At 73.8% G+C, this 24,337-nt stretch carries 22 protein-coding genes; 11 read left to right on the forward strand and 11 right to left on the reverse strand.

The annotated features are described in order from the left end of the window. The first annotated feature begins 16 nt into the window (after positions 1-16). From DEI94_RS10305 to rfbD, 3 genes are read left to right on the forward strand one after another with little or no spacing between them, the layout of a single operon-like run. Positions 17-1,579 carry a DUF2142 domain-containing protein gene (locus tag DEI94_RS10305; RefSeq protein ID WP_181441749.1) on the forward strand — a complete coding sequence of 521 codons (1,563 nt, stop codon included), beginning with the start codon at positions 17-19 and terminating at the stop codon, positions 1,577-1,579. Positions 1,580-1,619: 40 nt separating this feature from the next. Next, positions 1,620-2,606 (forward strand): dTDP-glucose 4,6-dehydratase, encoded by a 987-nt coding sequence (gene rfbB, locus DEI94_RS10310; protein ID WP_111009534.1) that lies wholly within the window; start codon positions 1,620-1,622, stop codon positions 2,604-2,606. After that, positions 2,603-3,454, forward strand: a complete 852-nt coding sequence (rfbD, locus tag DEI94_RS10315) for a dTDP-4-dehydrorhamnose reductase (RefSeq protein WP_111026195.1) — start codon at positions 2,603-2,605, stop codon at positions 3,452-3,454. Before rfbB ends, rfbD begins: the two co-directional genes overlap by 4 nt. A 109-nt stretch (positions 3,455-3,563) precedes the next feature. On the opposite strand, the gene DEI94_RS10320 is transcribed toward rfbD, so the two are convergent. Next, a complete protein-coding gene (locus DEI94_RS10320; protein ID WP_220038781.1) occupies positions 3,564-4,658 on the reverse strand; it encodes a glycosyltransferase in 1,095 nt (364 codons plus the stop codon). A gap of 63 nt (positions 4,659-4,721) precedes the next feature. Between DEI94_RS10320 and DEI94_RS10325 the strand changes: the two genes are divergently transcribed. Then, complete coding sequence (locus DEI94_RS10325) at positions 4,722-5,735, forward strand: lysylphosphatidylglycerol synthase transmembrane domain-containing protein (RefSeq protein ID WP_146242879.1); 1,014 nt, start codon at positions 4,722-4,724, stop codon at positions 5,733-5,735. A gap of 91 nt (positions 5,736-5,826) precedes the next feature. Then, complete coding sequence (locus tag DEI94_RS10330) at positions 5,827-6,969, forward strand: glycosyltransferase family 4 protein (RefSeq protein ID WP_111009531.1); 1,143 nt, start codon at positions 5,827-5,829, stop codon at positions 6,967-6,969. A 71-nt stretch (positions 6,970-7,040) separates the two neighbouring features. Here the strand turns inward: DEI94_RS10330 and purE are convergent, their stop codons facing one another. From purE to DEI94_RS10345, 3 genes are all read right to left on the reverse strand, one after another. Further along, on the reverse strand, positions 7,041-7,508 hold the full coding sequence (gene purE / locus DEI94_RS10335; RefSeq protein ID WP_111026229.1) for a 5-(carboxyamino)imidazole ribonucleotide mutase: 468 nt from the start codon (positions 7,506-7,508) through the stop codon (positions 7,041-7,043). A gap of 166 nt (positions 7,509-7,674) precedes the next feature. Then, positions 7,675-9,381: a glycoside hydrolase family 6 protein gene (locus tag DEI94_RS10340; protein ID WP_111026196.1), complete on the reverse strand. Its 1,707-nt coding sequence runs from the start codon at positions 9,379-9,381 to the stop codon at positions 7,675-7,677. A 200-nt stretch (positions 9,382-9,581) separates the two neighbouring features. Next, on the reverse strand, positions 9,582-10,766 hold the full coding sequence (locus DEI94_RS10345) for a 5-(carboxyamino)imidazole ribonucleotide synthase (RefSeq protein ID WP_258376487.1): 1,185 nt from the start codon (positions 10,764-10,766) through the stop codon (positions 9,582-9,584). A gap of 62 nt (positions 10,767-10,828) precedes the next feature. Here DEI94_RS10345 and DEI94_RS10350 point away from each other — a divergent pair, with 62 nt between their 5' ends. Both DEI94_RS10350 and DEI94_RS10355 read left to right on the forward strand, forming a co-directional pair. Continuing rightward, complete coding sequence (locus tag DEI94_RS10350) at positions 10,829-11,308, forward strand: GtrA family protein (RefSeq protein WP_111009529.1); 480 nt, start codon at positions 10,829-10,831, stop codon at positions 11,306-11,308. 82 nt (positions 11,309-11,390) lie between these two features. Continuing rightward, the gene (locus tag DEI94_RS10355; protein WP_146244021.1) at positions 11,391-12,128 is read left to right on the forward strand and encodes a hypothetical protein; all 738 of its coding nucleotides are present in this window, start codon (positions 11,391-11,393) and stop codon (positions 12,126-12,128) included. Between the two features lie 48 nt (positions 12,129-12,176). Here the strand turns inward: DEI94_RS10355 and DEI94_RS10360 are convergent, their stop codons facing one another. The 3 genes from DEI94_RS10360 to DEI94_RS10370 form a co-directional block, all read right to left on the reverse strand. After that, positions 12,177-13,484, reverse strand: a complete 1,308-nt coding sequence (locus tag DEI94_RS10360) for a UDP-glucose dehydrogenase family protein (protein WP_111009528.1) — start codon at positions 13,482-13,484, stop codon at positions 12,177-12,179. A 111-nt stretch (positions 13,485-13,595) separates the two neighbouring features. Continuing rightward, entirely contained in the window at positions 13,596-14,159 is a 564-nt protein-coding gene (locus tag DEI94_RS10365; protein ID WP_146244020.1) for a PH domain-containing protein, read from the reverse strand. 4 nt (positions 14,160-14,163) lie between these two features. After that, the gene (locus DEI94_RS10370; RefSeq protein WP_111026198.1) at positions 14,164-14,955 is read right to left on the reverse strand and encodes a biotin--[acetyl-CoA-carboxylase] ligase; all 792 of its coding nucleotides are present in this window, start codon (positions 14,953-14,955) and stop codon (positions 14,164-14,166) included. Positions 14,956-15,086: 131 nt separating this feature from the next. On the opposite strand from DEI94_RS10370, the gene DEI94_RS10375 reads away from it, so the two are divergent. Then, on the forward strand, positions 15,087-16,700 hold the full coding sequence (locus DEI94_RS10375) for an acyl-CoA carboxylase subunit beta (protein WP_181434842.1): 1,614 nt from the start codon (positions 15,087-15,089) through the stop codon (positions 16,698-16,700). Then, on the forward strand, positions 16,697-16,960 hold the full coding sequence (locus tag DEI94_RS10380) for an acyl-CoA carboxylase epsilon subunit (protein ID WP_111009525.1): 264 nt from the start codon (positions 16,697-16,699) through the stop codon (positions 16,958-16,960). Before DEI94_RS10375 ends, DEI94_RS10380 begins: the two co-directional genes overlap by 4 nt. A 292-nt stretch (positions 16,961-17,252) precedes the next feature. Here DEI94_RS10380 and DEI94_RS10385 read toward each other — a convergent pair whose 3' ends face one another. The 4 genes from DEI94_RS10385 to DEI94_RS10400 all read right to left on the reverse strand — a co-directional run bounded on the left by DEI94_RS10385 (position 17,253) and on the right by DEI94_RS10400 (position 21,650). Next, positions 17,253-18,317, reverse strand: coding sequence for a DUF8320 family protein (locus tag DEI94_RS10385; RefSeq protein ID WP_111009524.1), 1,065 nt, complete (start codon positions 18,315-18,317; stop codon positions 17,253-17,255). Then, complete coding sequence (locus DEI94_RS10390) at positions 18,314-19,588, reverse strand: sensor histidine kinase (RefSeq protein WP_111026199.1); 1,275 nt, start codon at positions 19,586-19,588, stop codon at positions 18,314-18,316. The genes DEI94_RS10385 and DEI94_RS10390 overlap by 4 nt, the downstream gene beginning before the upstream one ends. Then, entirely contained in the window at positions 19,578-20,258 is a 681-nt protein-coding gene (locus DEI94_RS10395) for a response regulator transcription factor (protein ID WP_258368518.1), read from the reverse strand. Before DEI94_RS10395 ends, DEI94_RS10390 begins: the two co-directional genes overlap by 11 nt. 144 nt (positions 20,259-20,402) lie before the next feature. Beyond that, the gene (locus DEI94_RS10400) at positions 20,403-21,650 is read right to left on the reverse strand and encodes a class I SAM-dependent RNA methyltransferase (RefSeq protein WP_111026200.1); all 1,248 of its coding nucleotides are present in this window, start codon (positions 21,648-21,650) and stop codon (positions 20,403-20,405) included. Between the two features lie 14 nt (positions 21,651-21,664). Between DEI94_RS10400 and DEI94_RS10405 the strand changes: the two genes are divergently transcribed. Both DEI94_RS10405 and DEI94_RS10410 read left to right on the forward strand, forming a co-directional pair. Next, positions 21,665-22,429 carry a Maf family protein gene (locus DEI94_RS10405; protein WP_111026201.1) on the forward strand — a complete coding sequence of 255 codons (765 nt, stop codon included), beginning with the start codon at positions 21,665-21,667 and terminating at the stop codon, positions 22,427-22,429. A gap of 96 nt (positions 22,430-22,525) precedes the next feature. Then, positions 22,526-24,295 (forward strand): acetyl/propionyl/methylcrotonyl-CoA carboxylase subunit alpha, encoded by a 1,770-nt coding sequence (locus DEI94_RS10410; protein ID WP_111009519.1) that lies wholly within the window; start codon positions 22,526-22,528, stop codon positions 24,293-24,295. Positions 24,296-24,337 lie beyond the last annotated feature (42 nt).

Below are 24,337 nucleotides of genomic sequence, written 5' to 3' on the forward strand. Positions count from 1 at the left end.
GACGATGGAGGTCCGGATGCCAGTCACCCGCAGGGAGCGCTGGACGATCGGCTCGATCACCGCGGCGTTCACCCTCCTGCTCGTCGTCTGGGCGCTCCTCACGCCGCTCTTCCAGGCGCCCGACGAACTGCCGCACACCGGTGCCGTCGTGGCGATCGCCACGGGCGAGGGCTGGCCGGCGCCGGGCGCACTGCGGGTGTCGAACGCGCTCCTCGCGGCCCGCGCCGAGGTCGCGACGACCGCGCCGGCCGACCGGGGCACCTGGGCCGAACTCGTCCGTGCCGCCCCCGGTGCGAGCGCCGGGGCGGACCAGATGACCCAGCATCCACCGACCGCCTACGCCCTGGCGGCCGTCGTGCTCCGCGTGGTCGGGTTCGAGGACCTGCGGTGGGACCACGTGATCGTCGTCCTCCGCCTCCTCGACGTCGCACTCGTCGCGCCCCTGCCCATGCTCGTCTGGGCTGCCGGCCGTCGCCTCACGCGGTCCCGGCGGTTCGGCGTCGTCGCGGCTGCGGCCCTGGCGGCCGTGCCGCAACTGGCCCAGATCGGTTCCTCGGTCACGAACGACGCGCTCGTGATCCTGCTCGGCGCGGTCGTGACCTGGCTGGCGGTCCGAGTGGCCACCGGCGATCTCCGGTGGCGCACCACGGTCGCACTCGGCGCCGCCCTCGGCGTCCTGGTGGCCACGAAGGCGACCGGGTTCCCCGCCGTCCCGCTCGTCGGCCTCGCCTTCGTCGTGGCCACCACGGCTCGTCTCCGCGTACGGCTGGGACGTGCGGCGGTGGCCCTCGCGATCGGCGCCGCGCTCGGGGGCTGGTGGTGGGTCCGCAACGTCGTGCGCTACGGCACCGTCCAGCCGAACGGGCTCGCCGGCACCTGGACGGCGTCGCCGTGGGCCCCGGGCCAGCAGCGCGACCCGGGGTTCTTCCTGTCGAGCGAGTGGTCCGCGCTCACGACGTCGTTCTGGGGTCGGTTCGGACTCCTCTCGTACCCGATCGACCCGGTCGTCGTGGTGGCGCTCACCATCGCCGGACTCGTCACCGTGGCCGCCGCGGTCGTGCTCCGGTCACGGTGGCGTGGACCCGTGCTCGCGCTCGTGACGTTCCCGGCGGTGTCCCTGCTCCTCCTCCTGGCGAACAACTGGCAGTCGTACGGTCGACTGCACCGGATCACCGGGGCGCAGGGGCGGTACTTCTTCGTGGCGCTCGCCGCGCTCCTGCTCGTCGCCGCCGTCGGCGGACTCCGTCTGCTCCCGGCGCGCTGGTGGCCCGTCGCCGGTCGGGTCGTCGCGGTCGGGGCGCCCGTCATGGCGGTCTACGGACTGTCCGTCGCCTACCGCGGCTTCGACGAGGGCGCGGCGTTCCGTGTCACCCGCGCCGGCCTCGCCCACCTCGCCGCGACCACCCCGCTCGGTGCGCCGGTCCTGCTCGCGGCCGTGTGCCTCCTGGCCGTCGCCGGGAGCGCGACGGTCGTCGCGGTGTGGCGATCGGCCGGCCGCGGGAGCGACGTCGGAACGACCCCCGTCGGCGCGGGACCGGACCGCCCGTCGCTCCGACGAGCCCCCGCGGCGTCCCGCTAGAATCCTCGGCGACCCTCCGCCAGACCGTTAGGAACAGTCCGTGAAGATCCTCGTCACCGGTGGAGCCGGGTTCATCGGCTCCAACTTCGTCCGACGCACGCTCGAGGACGCCTACCCGGGCCTCGAGGGCGCCGAGGTCGTCGTCTACGACGCGCTGACCTACTCCGGCAACGAGCAGAACCTCGCCCCGGTCGCCGACTCCCCGCGCTACACCTTCGTGCACGGCGACATCACCGACGCGGCCAAGCTCGACGAGGTCGTCCCCGGCATCGACGCGATCGTGCACTTCGCCGCCGAGTCGCACGTGGACCGTTCCGTGCGGGACTCCGGCGTCTTCGTCGAGACGAACGTCGTCGGCACCCAGCGCCTCCTCGACGCGGCCCTGCGGCACCGCACCCAGCGCTTCGTGCACGTCTCCACCGACGAGGTCTACGGCTCGATCGCCGAGGGGTCGTGGACCGAGGACCGGCCGCTCGAGCCCAACTCCCCGTACTCCGCGTCGAAGGCCGGCAGCGACCTGCTCGCGCGCAGCTACCACCGCACCCACGGGCTCGACCTGTCGATCACACGGTGCTCGAACAACTACGGCCCGTACCACTTCCCCGAGAAGGTCATCCCGCTGTTCGTCACGAACCTCATCGACGACCAGCACGTCCCGCTGTACGGCGAGGGCAACAACATCCGCGACTGGCTGCACGTCGACGACCACACGCGCGGCATCGCCATGGTCCTGACCCGGGGCCGCGCGGGCGAGATCTACAACATCGGCGGCGGCACGGAGCTCACGAACAAGGAGCTGACCCAGCTGCTGCTCGACGCCACGGGCAAGGACTGGTCGTACGTCGACCGCGTGGCCGACCGGCTCGGGCACGACCTCCGCTACTCCGTCGACATCTCGAAGATCCAGGCCGAGCTCGGCTACGAGCCCCTCGTGCCGTTCGAGCAGGGCCTCGCCGACGTCGTGCAGTGGTACCGCGACAACCGCGCGTGGTGGGAGCCGCTCAAGGAGCGTGCGGCGCTCGCATGACCCGGTACCTCATCACCGGCGCGGGCGGCATGCTCGGCCAGGACCTCCAGCAGGCGCTCCTCGGGCGGGCGGTGACCGCGCTGACGCGTGCCGAACTCGACATCAGCGACGGCAACGCTGTCGGTGCCGCGGTCGAGGGCCACGACGTCGTCATCAACGCGGCGGCGTACACGAAGGTCGACGACGCCGAGACCGACGAGGCCACGGCGCGGCGCGTCAACGCCCAGGGCGCCGAGATGCTCGCCCGGGCCGCGGTCCAGTCCGGCGCCCGGCTCGTCCACGTGTCGACGGACTACGTGTTCGACGGCACGGCGACGACGCCCTACGCCGAGGACACGCCGACCCACCCGGTGAGCGCCTACGGTCGCACGAAGGCCGAGGGCGAGGCGTTCGTCCGCTCCGTCGCCCCGCACTCGTCGTACATCGTCCGGGGCGCGTGGCTCTACGGCGCCGGCGGCCCGAACTTCGCCAAGACGATGCTCCGGCTCGCGGCGTCACACGACACGGTGAGCGTCGTCACCGACCAGGTCGGCCAGCCCACGTGGACGGGCGACCTCGCACGGCAGATCGTCGCGCTCCTCGACGCCGACGCTCCCGCCGGGGTCTACCACGGCACGAACAGCGGACAAGCCTCGTGGTTCGAGTTCACCAAGGCGATCTTCGCCGAGGCCGGCCTCGACCCGGAGCGTGTGCTCCCGACGGACAGCAGTGCGTTCGTCCGGCCGGCACCGCGGCCCGCCTACAGCGTGCTCGGCCACGCCGGCTGGGCGGCCGCCGGGATCCCGCCGATGCGCGACTGGCGGGACGCCCTGCACGCCGCCGCGGCAGCGGGGGTCCTGACGGCCTGAGGGTCGCCGGGCGCCGTCGCGGCCCGGCGCCGTCGCGCCCGGCGCCGCCCTGGGCCGTCGCGCCCTGGGCCATCGCGCCCTGCGCCATCGCGCCCTGCGCCGACCGCGTTCAGCGCCGGGCGAGCCGCTCCTCGAGCGGGGCGACCACCGCGGCCGGTCGGAACCCGGCGGCACGGCTCCGGGCGGCCCTCCGGAGCGCCGCCAACCGGTCACGGTCCTCGGCGAGACCGCGCAGCGCCGCGCCGAGCGCGTCGGCATCCCCGGGCGGCACGAACAGCGCGTCCTCCCCCAGCATCCGTCGCTGCGGCGGTGTGTCGCTCGTGACGATCGCGGTACCCGCCGCGGCGCACTGGTACACCTTGTTCGGCACCACCCGGAGCGCCTTGTCGGTCGTCCCGAACACGCCGAGACCGACGTGGTGCGCGGCGACCACGGACGGCAGGTCGGCGGCCTCCACCCAGGGCGTCCAGGTGACGTCGGGTCGGTCGCCGACGGCCGCGCGCGTGGCGTCGAGGTCCTGACCGGACCCGATCATGGAGACCTCGACGAGCCCCTCGGGGAGGCCCGCGAGCGCGTGCCCGATCACCGCGGCCCCTTGGAGGGGCGTGAACAGTCCGAAGAACACGACGCGGACGGGTCCGTCCCCGGGCTCGGGCGCGGGCTCGACCGCGGACCACTCCGCGGGCGCGCCGACGGGCACGACGACCGCCTTCGACCGCAGCGCGGCCGGCACGAGGTCCCGGTGTTCCTCGGTGTCGAGGACGATGACGTCGGCGATGGTGAGGGCGGCGCGGTCGAGCCACCGGAGGGCGCGCTGGACGACGCCACCGCCGACGCCGCGGTCGGCCGCCGTGTCCGCGGCGAAGATCAGGTGGTCGAGCACGATGGTGGTCCGGGGGAACAGCGCTCGCGCCAGCCAGACGTCGAAGTGCCCCATGTACCCGACGAGCAGTGCGTCGGGACGACCGGCGGCCCGGACCCGCAGTGCCCGGACGGCGAGCCGGCTCCACGACGACAGCAGCCGCACGGCCATCCGGACCGCCCCGGTCCGCGACCCGAGCATGGCCACGCGGTCCCGGGTGCTCAGGCCGAGCGGCACGTTCGCCTCGACGACCCGGTGGCCCCGGGCACGGAGGCCCTCGACGAGGACCGTGACGCGCGGGTGGTTCGCCGCCTGGTACGTCCCGAATGCGAGAATGCGCACGTGGCCTCGTGTCCTCCCTGCCCGGGCCGATGCGTCATCGGCCGCGAACTACCCTAGGTGATCATGACCACGAGCCCCGAGACGCCGCCCGCCCCGCGACGCAGCCGCCGGACCGTCATCCGCGTCGTGGCCCTCGTGCTCGCACTGGCGCTGTGCGTGGCGTTCCTCGTGCCGCGCGCGGACGACATCGCCGCCGCCTTCGCGCGGCAGCGTCCGGCGCCGCTCGCGCTCGCACTCCTGCTCGGGTTCGCCGCGACGTGGGTGACGTTCCTGTCTTGGCGGAGCCTCCTGGCCGGCGCGGGGCACCGCCTCCCGCTCGGTGCCGCGCAGCGCGTGTTCTTCCTGTCACAGATCGGCAAGTACATCCCGGGCTCGGTGTGGCCGATCGTCGCGCAGGCGGACCTCGGCCGCGAGCACAAGGTGCCCGCGGCCAAGAGCGTCGCCGTCGGCATGCTGACCCTGCTCGTCAGTTGCGGTGCCGGCGTCTGCGTGGCGGCCGTCACGATCCCGTTCGTCGCCCCCGGCGCCTTCCGGACCTACTGGTTCGTGCTCCTGCTCGTGCCCATCGTCGTCGCCGCACTCCACCCGTCCGTGCTCGGCTTCGGCATGCGCCTGGCCTCACGGGTGACGCGTCGGGAGCTCGGTCAGCTCACGATCCCCTACCCCACCCTGGCCCGCGCGTTCGGGTGGGCGGCGCTCGCCTGGGGGCTGTTCGGCACGCACATCGCCCTCGTCCTGTCGCCGCTCGCGCACCTCCGCCCCGGCGTGTTCCTGCTCGTGATCGGCGGCTACGCACTGGCGTGGCTCGTCGGCTTCGTCGTGTTCTTCCTGCCGGCCGGGCTCGGCGGGCGGGAGGCCACGCTCACCGCGCTGCTCGTGGCGGGCGTGCCGCTCGCCAGCGGGACCGCGGTGAGCGTCGCGGTGATGTCCCGGGTGCTGCTCACGGTCGTCGACGTCGTGTTCGCGGCCGTGTTCGTGCTGAACCGGCGGCACCGTCCCGTGCCGCCCGTCGCGGTCCCGACCGAGCGGGACGACCTCGGCGCGCTCGGCTCTCGCGGAACTCCAGGGCAGCACTGATAGGTTCGTGCGGCCTGCCGGGGACGTCCGCGGGCCGAGCGAGACCGGGTCCGACGCGTCGTCGGCGAACTCCAGGAGACCGAACAGCCCCATGACCACCCTCCGCGTGATCGTCGACCAGATCGTGGCCCCGGTGCCGGGCGGGATCGGGCGGTACGCCGAGGAACTGACGCGGGAACTCATCGCCACCGCACCGGCGGGCTGCGACGTCGAGGGCATCGTGTCGGCCGTCGACGCCGGGGACCTGGCGCACATCCGGACGCTCCTGCCGGGCCTGGCGGACCTCGAGCGCCTGTCGCTGCCCCGCCGCGAGCTCTCGCTCGCCTGGCAGGGCGGGTTCGCCCACGGCGCCAGCCGCGGGATGGTGCACGCGCCGAGCGTGCTCGCCCCGTTGGTCAAGCACGACCGTGGTCTGGAGCCGGGCCGGCAGACGGTCGTCACGGTGCACGACGTCGTGCCGTGGACCCACCCCGAGACCCTGACGCCCCGCGGTGTCCACTTCCACAAGGCGATGGTGAAGCGCGCGTACAAGTACGCGGACGCCGTCGTGGTGCCCACGCACGCGGTCGCGGCCGAGCTCAACGAGATCCACCGGTTCGAGGACCGCCTCCGCGTGATCGGTGGCGCGCCGAGCGGGCGACTCCGGGTCCCGGTCGACGCCGACGTGCGGGCCGAGCGCCTGGGCCTCCCGGAGAGGTACGTGCTCGCGGTGGGGACGCTCGAACCGCGCAAGGGCCTCGGGCACCTCATCGCGGCGATGGCGCGCCCCGATGCTCCCGCCGACCTCCCGCTCGTCATCAGCGGTCCGGACGGCTGGGGCGACGTCGACGTGGCCGGCACGGCCGCCGCCGCGGGCCTCGCCCCGGACCGCGTCAAGGTCCTCGGACGGATCGAGGACGCCGACCTCGCGGTCGTCTACGCCCGCGCGTCGGTGTTCGTGTTCCCGAGCCTGGCCGAGGGCTTCGGCCTGCCCGTGATCGAGGCGATGAGCCTCGGCACGCCGGTCATCCACTCGGACGCGCCGGCCGTGCGCGAGGTCGCCGCGGACGCCGCGGTCGTGGTCGACACGAACCCCATCGAGACGTACCCGGAACGGCTCGCCCACGCGATCTTCCAGGTCGTCGGCGACCAGGCGCTCGCCGCGCAGCTCCGGGTCGCCGGTCCCGACCGCGCGCGCATGTTCGATTGGCGCGACTCGGCCGCCGAGGTCTGGCACCTGCACGCCGACCTCTGAGCGGCACGCGCGGGAGGCCCGTCACCGGCCTCGCCGCGCCGCCCGGGACGCCGTGGTCGGCCCGGCACCCCTCAGAGCTGCGCGCGGAGCGCCGCCGCCTTCTGCTCGACGAGGTCCTCGAGTCCCGCGGCGTAGTCGACCAGACGCGCGGAGACGGCGGCGTCGGCGGAGCCGATGATGCGGGCCGCGAGGAGCCCCGCGTTGGCCGCGCCGTTGATCGAGACGGTCGCCACGGGTACTCCCGCGGGCATCTGCACGATCGACAGCAGTGAGTCGAGGCCGTCGAGCCGCGCGAGCTGCACGGGGACGCCGATGACGGGCAGCGTCGTCACGGCCGCGAGCATGCCGGGGAGGTGCGCCGCACCACCCGCGCCGGCGATGACGACCTGGATGCCGCGACCGGCGGCCTCCCGACCGAACCGCATCATCTTGTCGGGCGTGCGGTGGGCGGAGACGACGTCCGCCTCGAACGGGATGCCGAGCTCGGTCAGGATCTCGGCGGCCGCGCGCATCGTCGGCCAGTCCGAGTCGGATCCCATGACGATCGCGACGAGCGGGGACGACGGTGCGGTGGTGTCGGTCACGGGTCGATGTTACCGGCGCGGGACGGGCCACCCGGCCGCGATCCGTCCGTTCGTTGGTCCGTCCGTCCGTCCGCGCGTCGAGATGGCCACGCCGGCACACCGGCCACCGCGGTCGGTGGGCCTACCGGCTCGTGTTCGGCACCGTGACGGTCTTGCACCCGAGACTCGTGTCGGCGCCACCGCCGACGCTCACCGCCGTCAGGCAGACCCTCCGCGACCCGGCCGCCGCGGGGACGAGTGCCGTGAAGCCGTGGGACGCCCCCGCCCCGTACACCCGCGCGACGTCCTTCCGCGTCGTGTCGGCCGTGAACGTGGTCGTCGTCGACCCGATGGCGGCCCGGACGGTGAGGGCGGTCCCGGTCTGGTCGCCGTCGAACGCCCATCCGGCCACCCGGATGCCACCGGCCGCGCCGGTCGCCGAGTCGAAGGACCCCTTCGGGCTGACGGACGGGACGGTCACGGTCCTGCATCCGAGGCTGCTGTCGCCGCCGCCCGCGACGCCGGCCGCGCTCGCGCAGACCGCGTGCTTCCCGCTCGTCGCCGGGACGGTGGCGGAGAACCCGTGCGCGGCCGTGACGCCGTAGGCGCGCGCGACGTCGGGCCGGGTGACGTTCGCGGTGATCGTGGTCGCCGCGCCGTCGACGGTGATCCGGACGGACAGGGGCGTTCGGGTCGCGTCGGGATCGAACGCCCATCCCTGGACGGTGACACCGGCCGTGACCGCGGTGGCGCGGTCGAACGACCCCTTCGGGGCGGATCCCGCGGGCGCGGTCGTGCCGCCGTTGCCGGAGCTCGCGCTCACGGTGCCGTTCGGGTCCAGCACGGCGTTCGCGACGAGGGCCCGGGCGTAGCTCGGGTACCACTCCCCTGCGGCGGGCGCACCGCCACAGGAACCGTCGCTCGCGCCGGGGGTCTTCACCCACAGGAGGGCGTCGAGCGCCGTGCCGTCGTCGACGACGCGCGGGGCCGCGCCGAGTCCGGCTCCGGGCCCGTTGCACCAGGTGCCCCGCCAGCCCTGCCCGTTGCGTGACGTGTCGATGACGTAGTGGGCGCCGCCCGTCGCCGCGGAGACCTGCTGGTCGTAGGCCTGCTCCTGCGCGGTCGGGTAGTAGTTCGCGACGTTGCTGAAGAAGCCGCGCGCATCGGCGACACCCGCGGAACGGAGGCGCTGCGCCATGGTGGCCGGGGGGACCCAGTTCGAGTTCCCCCCGTCGAGGTACGCCGGGACCCCCGCGGCGGTGAAGGCGCTGACCTCGTGCGACAGGAGCGCGTACCGGCTCGTCGCCTCGTCGGGGCAGCTGCTCAGCATCGCGAGGGAGTCCGGCTCGACCATCACGGCCGCTCGCTTCCCCCGCAGGGTCGATGCGATGAGGTCCACCCACCGCGTGTACTGCGTCGCGGTCATGCCGCCGGACGAGTAGCCGCCGCAGTCGCGGTTCGGGATCGCGTAGGTGACGTAGACGGGCGTCGCGCCCGCCCCGGCCGCCGCGGCCTCCGTCGAGGTGAGGAGGTCGACGAGCTGCGCGTTCGAGTACCACTCGCCCAGCCAGATCGCGACCGGGTACTGCGCGATGGCGCGGGCGGCCGCGGCCCCGCTGCTGTCGCCCGCCGCCGCGAGGCTGCTGGCCGCCTGGGCCGCCTGGCTCGTGGGCTCGCGGTACGGTCCGCCGGCGAAGACGCCGCTCGACGCGGCGCTGTGGACCGTGGCGGCGGTGAGGGGTGTGCCCGACGCGGCGGACGCCGCGGACACGGGCACGACGGCGATCGAGACGACCGCGGCGGCGGCCGCGACGATCCCGGCGGTCGCGGCGCAGAGAGAGCGGAGCATGGACGTTCCTGACGGCGTGGTGGGCGCGGTCGTGCGTCGGGGACGCACGGGGTGGAACGTGCGTCGGGAGCACACGTGACTGGCTGTTGTCCATGACAACAGCAGTGGTCACCCCTGTGCACCGCCCAGTCCGGGGGATCCCCCATCGGGGGACGGCGCCGGTCGGGAGGGACGGCGCCGGGCCGTCGCGCGGCCGCCCGTCAGTCGTCGAAGTGCGCTGCGGCCGCCCGGGCACGGAACACGACGTCGTCGACGTCGTCGCCCGTGACCGTGACGTGGCCGATCTTCCGCCCGGGCCGCGGCGCCTTGCCGTAGAAGTGGTACTTCGCCTCGGGGAACTCGGCGAGTGCGGCGGGGTAGCGCGACGCGAGGTCGCCGTCGGCCGGGCCGCCGAGCACGTTCACCATGGCCGCGGTGGGCGCGTGCATGCCCGGCGCTCCGAGCGGCAGGTCGAGGACCGCGCGGAGGTGCTGCTCGAACTGGCTCGTCGTGGCGCCGTCGATGGACCAGTGCCCGGTGTTGTGCGGCCGCATCGCGAGTTCGTTGATGAGGATCCGCTCATCGTCGGTCTCGAACAGCTCGACCGCGAGCACGCCCGTGACGTCGAGCTCCTCGGCGATGCGGACGGCGATGTCCTCGGTCGTGTCCGCGATCCGCCCCGCGCTGCCCGGCGCCGGCGCGATGACCTCGGCGCACACGCCGTTGCGCTGGACGGTCTCGACGAGGGGCCACGGGACGACCTCGCCCGAGGGACGCCGCGCCACGGACTGCGCCAACTCCCGCGTGAAGGCGACGAGCTCCTCGACGAGCAACGCGTCACCCGAGGCGGTCTCGGCCAGGGCGGTGAACCAGTCGTCGGCCTGGTCGGACGCCGTCACGACGCGGACGCCCTTGCCGTCGTACCCGCCACGGGCGGTCTTGACGACCGCGCGGCCACCGTGGGCGTCGAGGAAGGCGCCGAGTTCGGCCGCGTCGTGCACGGCGGCCCAGTCCGGCACGGGCAACCCGAGCGACGACAGCCGTGTGCGCATGACGATCTTGTCCTGGGCCACGGCGAGGGCGGCGGGGCCGGGACGCACGGCCACGCCGGCGTCGACGAGCGCGGCCAGCACGTCCTGGGGCACGTGCTCGTGGTCGAACGTCACGACGTCGACCTCGCGCGCGAAGGCGAGCACGGTCGCGGCGTCGTGGTAGTCACCCGTGGCCGTCGCGGCGATCGAGGCCGCCATGCCCGGCTGCTCCGCGAGCACCCGGATGTCGAGGCCGAGTTCCACGGCCGGCGGCACCATCATCCGGGCCAGCTGTCCGCCACCGATCACGCCGACGCGCAACGCCATGTCCGTGTGTTCCCTCCACGACGACCGGGACCGATCCCAGCGCGTCATCTATACTCGCGGCGGCCGTTCTCGCATCCGCCGGCCACAACTCTACGGAACCGGGAGGGCCCGTGCGGCGTCTCTTCGCACAGCTCGCGCGCTTCGGCATCGTCGGAGCAGTCGGGTTCGTGGTCGACACCGGCCTGTTCAACCTCCTCCGCCTCACCGTCCTCGCCCCCGAGCACGTGCACGCCGGTCCCTTCTTCGCCAAGCTCATCTCGACCACGGTGGCGATCCTCGTGAACTGGGTCGGGAACCGCTACTGGACGTTCCGACACCAGCGCCGTTCCGTGGCCGTGCGTGAGGGCATCGAGTTCGTCGTCGTGTCACTCGGCGGCATGCTCATCTCCCTCGGGTGCCTCTGGATCTCGCACTACGTCCTCGGCTACCACTCCGCGCTCGCGGACAACATCTCGTCGAACGTGATCGGCCTCGTGCTCGGTACGGCCTTCCGGTTCTGGCTGTACAAGGTGTGGGTGTACCACCCGGACCGCACCCTGGACACGCAGGACCGCAGCGTCCCCGCGGTCGCAGCCGACACAACGCCCTGACCGCGAGCCGTCGTCGGCGCGTTCCACGACCCTCCCGGCCGTTGCGGGGTGGGGCGGGGGCCCACCTGCCAGGATCGGGTCCATGCCAGGTTCTCGCCGTCGGGGCGGTCTCGTCCCGCTGCCCGTCGTCGTGTCACTCGGGGTCGGCGTGGCCCTCGCCCTCACGGGGTGCAGCGGCGGCGGCGACCCGACACCGACACGGACCGCGCACGGCGCGAGCGCGACGCCCCACCCGACCGGCGACGCCACCACCGCGACGGGTGCGACGGCGGGTGCTGCCCCGATCAGCAGCGGCGTGCCATCGGGACCGGCGTCAGCCGACCCGGGAGCGACCGCGGGTGCCGGCGGGTCCGGCTCCGGCGGGTCGTCGTCCTCGGGCGGGGCCGACACCGGGACGACAGCGCCGGTCGACGTCGCCGGGATCGCCGCGCAGGGCGTCACGGCCGCCGGTGGTGGCACCGTCATCGCGTTCTCGAAGTCCGGTGCCGACGGGTGGACCGTGCTCGTCGTGGGGACCGGCGGGGCCGAGACGCAGTCGGTCGTCTCGGGGACGACGGAACGGGTGATCAGCGGCCCCTTCCCGAAGCAGGTGGACGCCGCGACGCAGGCCGCGGACGCCGCCGCGGCGACGGCGGCACACGTCGACGTCGCCCACGCCGCCACGACGGCGACCGCCGCGGTCGACGGCGGCAGGGTGACGTCCCTCCGCCTCGGCGCCGCCGGATCGTCGCACCGGTGGACCGTGCTCGTCAGTGCCGGCGGCACCACCCACACGGTCGTCGTCGACGCGACGACCGGCAGCGTCGTCTCGACGGCCTGACGGACGGGCGGGCGCGGACCGGGCGGCCGGTGGAGCGTCGGACTCCCGTCAGCGCCCCATGCCGCGGTACGTGAACCCCGCCTGCCGCCAGGCCTGCGGATCGAGGCAGTTGCGGCCGTCGACGATCGCCTTGGCCGCCACGAGGGCACCGACCGCGGCCGGCTCGAGGTCCCGGAACTCCTGCCACTCGGTCAGCACGAGGACGACGTCGGCACCGCCGAGGGCCTCCGCGGCGCTCTCGGCGTAGGTGAGTTCGGGATGGACGCGCTGCGAGGTGTGGACGGCCTCGGGGTCGTAGGCCACGACCACGGCCCCCGCCGTCCGCAGCCGTGCCGCGATGTCGAGCGCCGGGGAGTCGCGCACGTCGTCCGAGTCGGGCTTGAACGCCAGACCGAGCACCGCGACGCGGCGGCCCTGGACGTCACCGCCGAGGAGCTCCGTCGCGACGTCCACGAGGCGGTCGCGACGCCGCAGGTTCACGGCGTCGACGTCCTCGAGGAAGTCGAGCGTGTGCGGCAGGCCGAGTTCGATCGACCGGGCACGGAAGGCACGGATGTCCTTCGGCAGGCACCCGCCCCCGAACCCGAGGCCCGCGTTGAGGAACCGCCGGCCGATGCGGGCGTCGAGCCCGATGGCGTCGGCGAGGGCGGTGACGTCGGCGCCGGTGACCTCGGCGATCTCGGCCATCGCGTTGATGAACGAGATCTTCGTCGCGAGGAACGCGTTCGCGCTCACCTTCACGAGTTCGGCCGTCGCGCGGTCGACCACGAGTCGGGGCGTCCCCGCGGCGAGGGCCGCGGCGTAGACGTCGTCGAGCACCTCGACCGCGCGCTCACCCTCGACCCCGTCCGGCACGCCGTACACGATCCGGTCCGGGCTGATGGTGTCCTGCACGGCGAAGCCCTCGCGCAGGAACTCGGGGTTCCAGACGAGCGTCGCGTCGGGTTCGGCCGCGGCGAGGTCGTCCGCCAGGCGCGCCGCCGTGCCGACGGGCACGGTCGACTTGCCGACGACGAGCTGTCCGGCACCGACGTGCGGCAGCAGTGCGGCCACCGCCGCGTCGACGTACCGGAGGTCGGCCGCGCCGTCGGCACCCTGCGGGGTCCCCACGGCGAGGAAGTGCACCTCGGACCCCGCGACGTCCGCGATCTCCGTCGTGAACCGGATGCGGCCGGTCGCGAGGGCCTCGCTGAGGATCTCGGGGAGTCCCGGCTCGAAGAACGGTGCCTCACCGCGGGACAGCGCCGCGATCTTGACGGGATCGACGTCGACGCCGACGACCTCGTGTCCGAGCTTGGCCATGGAGACGGCGTGGACGGCACCGAGGTACCCACAGCCGATCACTGAGATGCGCACCCGACGAACTTACCGGAGCGTGCCGACGCCGAGCGGCCGGACGCACCGGGGCCTCACCCGGCGCCCCACCCCCGGTCTCCCCGTGGGCCCGGACCCCGGATCACCGGCGCGTCATGACCGAACGCCTCCCGGTCCGACGTCGTCGGGCCCGGGGCCGCGGAGGATCTCCTCCCACGTCGGACCGGTGCCGTGCGCGGCGGGCGGCGGTGCGGCACGGCCGGCGAGCTCCTGCACGGCGGCCGCCACGAGCGCGACGCCCGGCACGTCCCAGAACAGCACCGGACGGTCCGACGCCCCCTGCACGACCACGTCCCCGGATCCGCAGAGCCGCTGCCCGATCGAGCGGTGCACGGACACGACGAGCGCTGGCGTCAGCACCACCTCGGTGCGGTGCCGCATGAGGACCCCCTCGTGCGCGACGAGTCGGTGCGTGGTGACGACGAACCGCGTCGACAACCAGCGGAGGAACGGCACGAGCGCCCCGAGCACGAGCACCACGAGCGCCGCCACCGACACGACGAGGTCGACCCACGCCCACTGCGCGTGGAACACGCCGTGACCGTAGCCGTAGCCCGCGGCCGCGACGAGGAGCGCGACGACGGGCCGGACCAACTGGCGCCCGGAGGGCCGGATCCGGGCGACGACGCGCTCGCTGGGTCCGTCCTCGTCGGGCATGGCGTCATGCATACCGCAGGTGCGTCACATCGCCCACGGCGATCGCCGTGACGGCACCGGATGCACGGCCTGCTCCCGGCGTGGACGCAGTGCCGGGCCCCTCGACGACCAGACGCCCCTCGTCGTCGAGGTCCCTCGCGGTCCCCTCGAGCACGGACCCGTCCGGGAGCTCGACGCGCACCTCGCGTCCGATGGTTCCGCACGCCGCACGGACCCGGGCGCGCACGGCGGGCAGGTCCGCGGACAGACCGGACACGGCCTCCCGGAACCGCGTCCAGAAGCCGGCCAGCACGCCGTCGGCGAGGTCGTCGGCGCCCCCACGCGCACCGGCGAGCGCGAGCGACGTCGCGACGGGTGTGGGCAGGTCGTCCTCGGTCAGGGTGAGGTTCACGCCCGCGCCCACGACGACGGACCCGTCCGCGGCGACCTGGGCGAGGATCCCGCACAGCTTCCGGTCGTCGACGAGCACGTCGTTCGGCCACTTCACGGCGACCGCGGTCGCCGTGACGAGCGGCGCGACCGCGTCCCGCATCGCCACGCCGGCCACGAGCGGCAGCCAGCCCCGCGCCACCGGGTCGAGGTCCGCACGGACGAGCACGCTGACCGCGAGCGTGCGGCCGGGCGGCGCCGTCCACACGCGGTCGAGCCGCCCGCGCCCGGCCGTCTGGTCGAGTGTGGCCAGCGCGGCGAGGTGATCGGTCGCCGGGGCGGTGGCGAGGAGATCCGCGTTCGTCGACCCCGTCGACGCGACGACCGTGAGCGGCACCCCGGCGGCACGGGATCGTTCGAACGACATGCGAGCCAATGTACGGGTCGCGCCCCCGCCGGGAGCACGTCCACCGGTTGCATGACACCGTGCACTCCGACCCCCAGGAACCGTGGGGACCCTCCAACGGACGGCGCTCGACCGGCCGGTAGGGTGATCGGGTGAGCACCCCCGAGTCCCCCAACGGCGTGGACGCGCCGGACCTGTCGACCACCGCCGGGCGCCTCGCCGACCTCCGGGTGCGGTACCACGAGGCCGTGACCGCCGCAGGCGAGGCCGCGATCGCGAAGCAGCACGCCAAGGGCAAGATGACCGCCCGCGAGCGCATCGCGGCGCTCCTCGACGAGGGCTCGTTCGTCGAGCTCGACGAGTTCGTGCGGCACCGCACCTCCGCCTTCGGCATGGACGCCAAGCGCCCCTACGGCGACGCGGTCGTCACGGGTACGGGCACGATCCACGGCCGGCAGGTCGCCGTGTACGCGCAGGACTTCACGGTCTTCGGCGGATCACTCGGCGAGGTCGCGGGCGAGAAGATCGTCAAGGTCATGGACCTGGCGCTCAAGACGGGTGTCCCGATCATCGGGATCCTCGACTCCGGTGGCGCGCGCATCCAAGAGGGCGTCGTCGCACTCGGCAAGTACGGCGAGATCTTCCGCCGGAACACCGCCGCGTCCGGCGTCATCCCCCAGATCTCCATCGTCATGGGTCCGGCCGCGGGGGGCGCGGTGTACTCCCCCGCCCTCACGGACTTCGTGATCATGGTCGACAAGACGAGCCACATGTTCGTCACGGGACCGGACGTCATCAAGACCGTCACCGGCGAGGACGTCGGGTTCGAGGAACTCGGCGGCGCGCAGACCCACAACGCGGTGTCCGGGGTGTCGCACTACCTCGCCGAGGACGAACAGGACGCACTCGACTACGCCCGCTCGCTGGTCGGGTTCCTGCCGGACAACAACCTGTCCGACGCCCCGGCCTACGACACCGCGGTCGAGCTCGAGACCACCGACGCGGACCGGGAGCTCGACGTCGTCATCCCGGACTCGACGAACCAGCCGTACGACGTCATGACGGTCATCGACCACGTCGTCGACGACGGCGACTTCCTCGAGGTCCAGCCGCTCTTCGCACCGAACATCGTCATCGGGTTCGGTCGCGTCGAGGGACGCACGGTCGGCGTGATCGCGAACCAGCCGCAGGCGATGGCGGGGACCCTGAACATCGACGCCGGCGAGAAGGCGGCCCGCTTCGTCCGGTTCTGCGACGCGTTCTCCATCCCGATCCTCACGCTCGTGGACGTCCCGGGGTACCTGCCGGGCACCGACCAGGAGTGGACGGGCGTGATCCGGCGCGGCGCGAAGCTCCTGTACGCCTACGCCGAGGCCACGGTGCCGCTCGTCACGGTCATCACGCGCAAGGCGTACGGCGGGGCCTACATCGTCATGGGCTCCAAGCAGCTCGGCGCCGACATCAACCTGGCATGGCCGACGGCCGAGATCGCCGTGATGGGCGGCCAGGGCGCCGTCAACATCCTCTACCGGAGCGACATCAAGCGCGCCGAGGAGGCCGGCGAGGACGTCGCCGCGGTCCGGGCGCAGCTCGCCAACGAGTACACGTACAACGTGGCGAGCCCCTACCTGGCCGCCGAGCGCGGCGAGCTCGACGGGATCATCCAGCCGCACGCGACGCGGGTCGCCGTGGTCAAGGCCCTGCGCGCCCTCCGCGGCAAGCGTGCGGCCCTCCCGCCCAAGAAGCACGGGAACATCCCGCTGTGAGCGCCGACGCGAGCGCGTCGGACCGGCCGGGAGGCCCGGGGAGCGCCGACGGGATCGACCTCTCGGTGGTCGCGGGGTCGCCGACACCCGAGGACATCGCGGCCGTCACGGCCGTGCTCCGCGCTGCCGCCGACGCCGCAGCGGCGCGCGGCCGCACCGTGGTGTCGGTCGACCCCCGCGCCGGGTGGGAGGCCGCCAGCCGCTCTCCGCGGACGATGCCGTCGGGTGCCGCCAGCACCTGGTCCCGCTCGCTCCGCTGATTCCGGGCACCGCCGCGGCCACGCCGCGACATTCCGGGGTACGACATCCAGGAATGTCCCCCGAAATGACGACTGTCCCGGGACCGCGGCCGTGTCATCATCGAAGTGTTCGATGTGCCTCTTCGAGGAACATCGCCGAGCGACGACCGATTCGGGTTCGGCGTCGCTCCCGTCGAGTCAGAGCGACATTCGGGTTGTCGCTCTGACTCGTTCCCTTCGACGAGCGGGCTGGTGGACCACCGGCCCGCTTCGTCGTTCCACGAGGCGCGTGAGCGTCGCGGGACGCCGTCCCTCAGCCGGCCGGGCGCGGGTCGAGGTGCCGTGGGATCTCGAGCCACAGCACGACGGAGTCGTCCTCGTCGCCGTCCTCGTCGTCGAGACCGGCTCCGAGCGCCGCGGACTCGCTCGCGTCGCCGTCCAGGCGGAGTCCGACGACCGTGACGGCGGTGTCCGATCCCCCGGGAACGGTGCGGATCACCACGGTGTCGGCACCCGCGGCAGCCCGGAGGCCCCGCGCCAGCTCCGCGTGGACCCGCGCGCGGTCCTCGTCCTCGAGTTCGTCGAGACCACCCTCGTCGAGGAGCTGGACGGTGGCACCGGCGCGCCGGAGCGCCATGACCTCGTGTCGGACCTCGTCCGAGAGCAGGCTCCGCCCCCGGATCTCGTCGCGGATGGCGCCCTCGAGGTTGATGGACTCGAGTCGCTCCTCGGCGGACAGGTCCCCGCAGGTGGCGATGATCCGCTGGAGCATCGGCAGCGCCATGCGGGTCGTCTGCTCGAGCCGGAACTGCCGCTCGTGCACGTGGGCGTCCTGTGCCGCCTGCCAGTCGACGGTCTCCTGCTCGGCCCGGACGAAGTCGCGGAGCACGCGGGTCGCACCGTTCATCGCGGCGACGAACGCCGACGCGATGGCCACCCACGACAGACTCCCGATCACCCCGAGCGACGCCAGCCCGCCGGGTCCCGCCCACAGCACCGAGTGGAGCGCGAGGAACCCGACGCCGATCCACGCGAACGCCGTGCGCTGGCGGACGACGAGGATGACCATGAGCGTCCCGACGGCCGCGACGTACCAGGTCGCGTACCCGGTGCCGACCGAGGCCGGGGGGACCTCCGGCGCGATGACGAGCGGCATCACGACCGACGTGGCGAGCGCGAAGCAGGCCGACCACACCGGGAGCGTGCCGTCCGTCGTGACGAGGGCGGCAGCGGTGGCGGCGACGTAGAGGACCATGCACGCGATGACCGGCTGGACGTCCCGGACCTCGGACAAGGACGTCACGGCGAGCACCAGGTGGTACAGCGAGAAGATCGCGGCGAGCGCGGTGGCGACGCCGGCGGGGAGGGAGGCCCTCATCGTCCACCCCGCGACGGAGCCGCCTCGACCGGGACGGACGCGGGCGCGGCCGCGGGCGCCCAGGTGAGCACGACGCGGGTGCCGCGACCGGGCGCGCTGACGAGCCGCGCCTCCCCGCCGGCGACCCCGACGCGTTCGATGATGGACCGACGCACGCCGAGCCGCTCGGCCGGCACGGTCCCCGGATCGAACCCGGCGCCGTCGTCGCCGATCTCGATGCGCACGCCGGCGGCGCCGATCCCGATGAGCGTGACCCACCGACGGACGGCGTCGTCGCCCGCGTGTTGCACGCTGTTCACCGCGGCCTGCAGGGTCGCGGCGGCGAGGGCCTCGGCGACCGACGCCGGCAGGTCGCGGTCGTCGACGTCCTGGGAGCGGACGTCCACGGGGGCGGCGAGCGCCCCGACGGTCTCCACCACGCGGGACCGGACCGCGGAGAACGGCACCGGCGGCACCACGGCGGGGCCGCCCCGCGCGGCCGCCGCGTCGAGGTGGGCGATCGCGTTCCGCGCCATCGTCGCCGCGAGGGTCTTCGCCTCGGGGGTGTCGGCGCGCGCCGCCGAGAGCAGGGTGGTGAGCACGCTGTCGTGCACGATGGCGTCGACCTGCACCCGCTCGAGCTCGATGGCGTGTTCGCGCATGGCACGGGCGTAGCGCTGCACCGCGGTCGCCTGCGCGGCGTCGACGGCGGCGGCGGCACGGCGGATCACGACGATGAGCACGAGGGCCGCGCCCCCGAGGATCATGACGTACACGCCGTCGAGCACGGCGCGGGGCAGCGAGACGGCGCCACCCGATGGGGTCATCCGGACGACGACGTAGGCGACGGGCACGAGGACGTTGTAGACGGCTGCGATCTGCCACGTGCGGAACGCGATGGCGGCTGCGATCGTCGCGACGTTGCACAACCACCAGAGCCAGGGCACCTGCGCCTGCGGGAGGCTCCCCGGTACCGTCAACGGCCAGGTGACGAGCGCGACGAGGAACACGACCGCGACGACGATCTGCGCGGTCCGCGCGAGCCGGCGGACGACGGCCGTCGCCCCGACGAACACGATCGAGGCGCAGACGACGAGCGCCACGACGAGTCCCCACACGGGGTCGAGCGACGGGAGCTGCTGGAGCACCGGCGGGACGGTGACCGCGCCGAACCCGAGGGCCGCCGCGGCGAGCATGACCGCGATGGCCCGCTCGAGTGTGGTCGCGGTGATGGCCGGCCGGATGCTCCGGCTCGGGTCCGCCGCGACCGGCGGTGCGGCGTCAGCGACCATCGCCGTCCGCGTCGAGTCCCGGCAGGATGCCGTCCTCGACCGCACGGCGCAGCAGATCGACCTTGGTCGGGGCCGGGCGTCCGACCTCGACGTACTTCACGCGGATGCGGTCCAGGTACTCGCGCGCGGTGGAGTAGCCGATGCCGAGCTGCTGGGCGGCGAGCTTGAGCGGCAGCCCGGACGCGTACAGGTGCAGGATCTCGCGTTCGCGACGCCCGAGCTGGGCCTTGGCGAAGTCGCGGTCGGCGTCGATGGCGCTCGCCCACTCGAGGTTGTTGAGGACGTCCCCGCGCGCGACGGTCGCGACCGCGGCCATGACGGTCTTCGTCGCGGAGGACTTCGGGATGACCCCGGCGGCACCGGCGGCGAGGGCCTCTCGGACGCTCGCGACGCGGTCGGCGATGCTGTGCACGAGGACGGCGGCCCCCGTGCCCTGGACGTGCTTGACGTTCTCGGTCACGGTCGAGCCGTCGCCGAGGGACAGGTCGAGCACGACGACGTCGACCTCGCGCCCGGCGAGGGCCTCGACGTACTCCGGGACGCTCGCGGCGGTGAGCACGACCTCGTAGCCCTCGGCCTGGCACGCGGCCTGGATGCCGAGCCGGACGGACTCGTGGTCGTCGACGATCGCGACCCGGACCGGCCTGGTCGTCGTGCTCGTGTGGTCCACGCTGGTGGACGTCGTTCCTGATGCCACGGTCGCCTCGCTTCCGGCGTGCGGCCCCTGTTCCGCTCGCCGTCACCATCGTACTCAGGCCGCCACCAGCATCGGGCTCGGTTCCGGTCCGCGGTTCGGGGGACGGCGAGGACGGGGTCAGACCTCGGGGACGAGCCGCGCCACGGCCTCGACGTGGTGCGTGTGCGGGAACAGGTCGTGCCCGCGGACGTCGTCCAGCCGGTACCCGAGCTCGGCGAACGTGGCGACGTCGCGCGCCAGCGCGACGGGGTCGCACGCGACGTACACGACCTGGGCGGGCGCGAGCGCGACGACGGACTCGACCACGTCCCTCCCGGCCCCGGCCCGCGGCGGGTCGAGCACGACGGTGCCGGCCGCGAACCGGTCCCGCTCGGTCGGCCCGACGGTGTCCAGCGTGCGCCGCAGCCACCGGTCGACGCGCCCCGTCTCGGCACGCGCTCCGACCCATTCGGCGAGGTTCTCCTGGGCGTGCTCGGTCGCGGCCGCGGCGCTCTCGACGCTCGTGACGCGGTATCCACCTCCGACGAGGTCACCGAGCGCCGCCGCGAGCAGCCCGACGCCGCCGTACAGGTCGAGGTGGTGGCCCTGGGGGTCGAGCCGGTCCGGATCCACGGCGCGCCGGACGGCGTCGGTCAGGACCCGGGGTGCGGCACGGTGCACCTGCCAGAACCCCGTGTCGTCGACGGCGAACACCCGGTCGCCGACCCGTTCGTGCACGACGGTGGGTGCCTGCGCGTCGATGACGAGCCGACCCTCGCCCGACCCCTCCGACGGGGCCAGGACGTCGACCACGGCCGCGCCCGGCATGGTCCTCGCGCCGAGCGGTGCGGCCGCCGCGACGGCGGCCGCCGCGAGCGGCAGGTCGTGCACCGCGACGACGTGGTGCGAGCGCGCGGCGAAGGGGCCGGGCGTGCCGTCCTCGTCGACGTGCAGCCGGACGCGGGTCCGCCAGCCGAGACCGTCCGCGGCGTCGTCCCCGGGCGCGGCGACGACCTCGACGTCGGGCAGGTCGAGGTGTGCGAACCGCGCGAACGCCTCGACGAGGACCTGCTGCTTCAGGGCCCGCTGGTGCTCGAGTGCGATGTGTCCGAACTCGGCACCACCGGCCCGCTCGGCGGGATCGCGCTCGATCGCGGCGGCCTCCCAGACGTGCGGACGACGGTGCGGTGACGGCGCGAGCACCTCGACGGTGTCCGCGCGCCAGAACGACTTCTTCCGGTCCTCACTCACCCGGGCGACGACCCGCTCGCCCGGGATCGCGTCGGTCACGAACACGACGCGTCCCTCGTGCCGCGCCACCGTGATCCCGCCGTGCGCGATCCCGGTGACGTCGAGTTCGAGCAGCGTTCCGACCTGGTCACCCATGGAACGATGGTCGCATGCGCACCCGCCTGTACCTCGCGAGCACCTCCCCGGCACGGCGGGCCCTCCTGGCCCAGTCGGGGATCGAGCCCGTCCTCGTGGCGCCCGGCGTCGACGAGGAGTCCACCGCCGCCGCCGAGGCACAGCGCCTCGGTCGGGCGCTCACGGGCCCCGAGCTCGTGTCGCTGCTCGCCGTCGCGAAGGCCCGCGCCGTCGCGGACCGGTCGATCGCCGGCTCCCCCGTGGACGGTGTCGTCCTCGGAGGCGACTCCGCGTTCGAGGTCGACGGCCACCTGTACGGCAAACCCCACGACCCGGTCGTCGCGCGCGAGCGGTGGCGCGGGATGCTCGCGGCCGGCGGCGGCACCCTGTGGTCCGGCCACTGCGTCGTCGACCGCCGACGGGACCGGCCGGGAGGCTCCGGTACGGCCGCGTCGACGACCGCCGACGACCACGCGACCGGTGCGCATGCGGGACCGGCGGGCCGGGCCGGTGCCGTTCCTCCCGGCATGCGGATCGAGGGTGACACCGTCGTGGCGGTGGACGGTGCGCGGCTCACCTTCGCCGACGACGTCGACCCCGACGAGGTGGCGGCGTACGTGGCGACCGGCGAGCCGCTCGAGGTCGCGGGCGCGTTCACGATCGACGGCGCCGCCGCCGCGTACATCACCCGGATCGACGGTGCCCCGAGCGCGGTCGTCGGACTGTCGCTGCCCATGCTGCGGTCGATGCTCCGCCACGGCTTCGGCATCGCCTGGCACGATCTGTGGGCCACCGCCTGACCCGGAGGGCGTTGTAGCAACCGCACGGCCGGACCACGCCTTCTTTGTGCATGCCGGTCAATGGGGGCACCCGGGGCGCGAATACGCTGAGTTCTCATGCCCCGTATCAGCAAGGTCCTCATCGCGAACCGTGGCGAGATCGCGGTCCGGATCATCCGAGCGGCACGTGACGCGGGCAAGGCCTCGGTCGCCGTCTACGCCGACCAGGACCGTGACGCCCTGCACGCCCGCCTCGCCGACGAGGCCTACGCGCTGAACGGGACGACGAGCGCCGACACCTACCTCGTCATCGACAAGATCGTCTCCGTCGCCCGACGCTCCGGTGCCGACGCCGTGCACCCCGGGTACGGGTTCCTCGCCGAGAACGCGGACTTCGCCCGCGCGGTGATCGACGCCGGACTCGTGTGGATCGGCCCGTCGCCCGAGGCCATCGAGCGGCTCGGCGACAAGGTGTCCGCCCGGCACGTGGCGGAGGCGGTCGGCGCGCCGCTCGCACCCGGCACCATCGAGCCGGTCCAGGACGTCTCCGAGGTCGTGGCCTTCGCGGACGAGGTCGGCCTGCCCGTCGCCATCAAGGCGGCGTTCGGCGGCGGCGGTCGTGGCCTCAAGGTCGCCCGGACCCGCGAGGAGATCCCCGAGCTGTTCGACTCCGCCACCCGCGAGGCCGTGGCGGCGTTCGGACGCGGCGAGTGCTTCGTCGAGAAGTACCTCGACGAACCGCGCCACGTCGAGACCCAGTGCCTGGCCGACGCCGAGGGCAACGTCGTCGTCGTGTCGACGCGTGACTGCTCGCTGCAGCGCCGCCACCAGAAGCTCGTCGAGGAGGCCCCGGCGCCGTACCTGACGCCGGAGCAGACCGAGCAGCTGTACACCTCTTCGAAGGCCATCCTGCGCGAGGTCGGCTACCTCGGCGCGGGCACCTGCGAGTTCCTGGTCGGTCGGGACGGCACCGTCTCGTTCCTCGAGGTGAACACGCGCCTGCAGGTCGAGCACACGGTGTCCGAGGAGGTCACCGGCATCGACCTGGTCCGCGAGCAGTTCCGCATCGCCGAGGGCGGCACGCTCGACTACCCGGACCCGGAGGCCCGTGGGCACTCGTTCGAGTTCCGCATCAACGGCGAGGACCCCGGCCGCAACTTCTTCCCCGCGCCCGGCCCGGTCCACGTGTTCCACGCCCCGTCCGGTCCCGGCGTCCGCGTCGACTCCGGCGTCGTCTCCGGCGACGTCGTCACCGGTGCGTTCGACTCGCTGCTCGCCAAGCTCGTCGTCACCGGAGCGTCGCGCGCCGAGGCGTTGGAGCGTTCGCGTCGTGCGCTGGCCGAGTTCGAGGTCACGGGCCTCCCGACCGTCCTGCCGTTCCACCGCGCCGTCGTGGAGGACCCGGCGTTCGCCACCGCCGACGACGCACCGTTCAGCGTGTACACCCGCTGGATCGAGACCGACTTCGTCAACGAGATCCCCGCGTGGTCGGGCGAGCCCGAGGCGCTCCCCGAGCCGCCGGCGCGCGAACGCGTCGTCGTCGAGGTCGCGGGCAAGCGGATCGAGGTCACGATGCCGAGCGTCGTCGGCGTCGCGGCGTCCCCCCGGCACCGGACCGCTCCCCCGAAGCGCCGCACCTCCACGGTCCGGGGCGGCGGCGCCGGTGGTCCGTCCGGCGCGAGCGTCACCTCGCCGATGCAGGCGACCGTCGTCAAGCTCGCCGTCGAGGAGGGCCAGGAGGTCGTCAAGGGCGATCTGCTCGTCGTGCTCGAGGCCATGAAGATGGAGCAGCCCGTGCAGGCGCACCGCGACGGCGTCGTGCGCGCCGTGAACGCGCCCGTCGGGCAGACCGTGTCCTCGGGACACGTGCTGCTCGAGCTCGCGTAGCGCGGCCCTGGTCCTCCACACGCCGGGAGGCGCGGCGCGGCT

The sequence above is a fragment of the Curtobacterium sp. MCBD17_040 genome, assembly GCF_003234805.2.
GTDB lineage: Bacteria > Actinomycetota > Actinomycetes > Actinomycetales > Microbacteriaceae > Curtobacterium.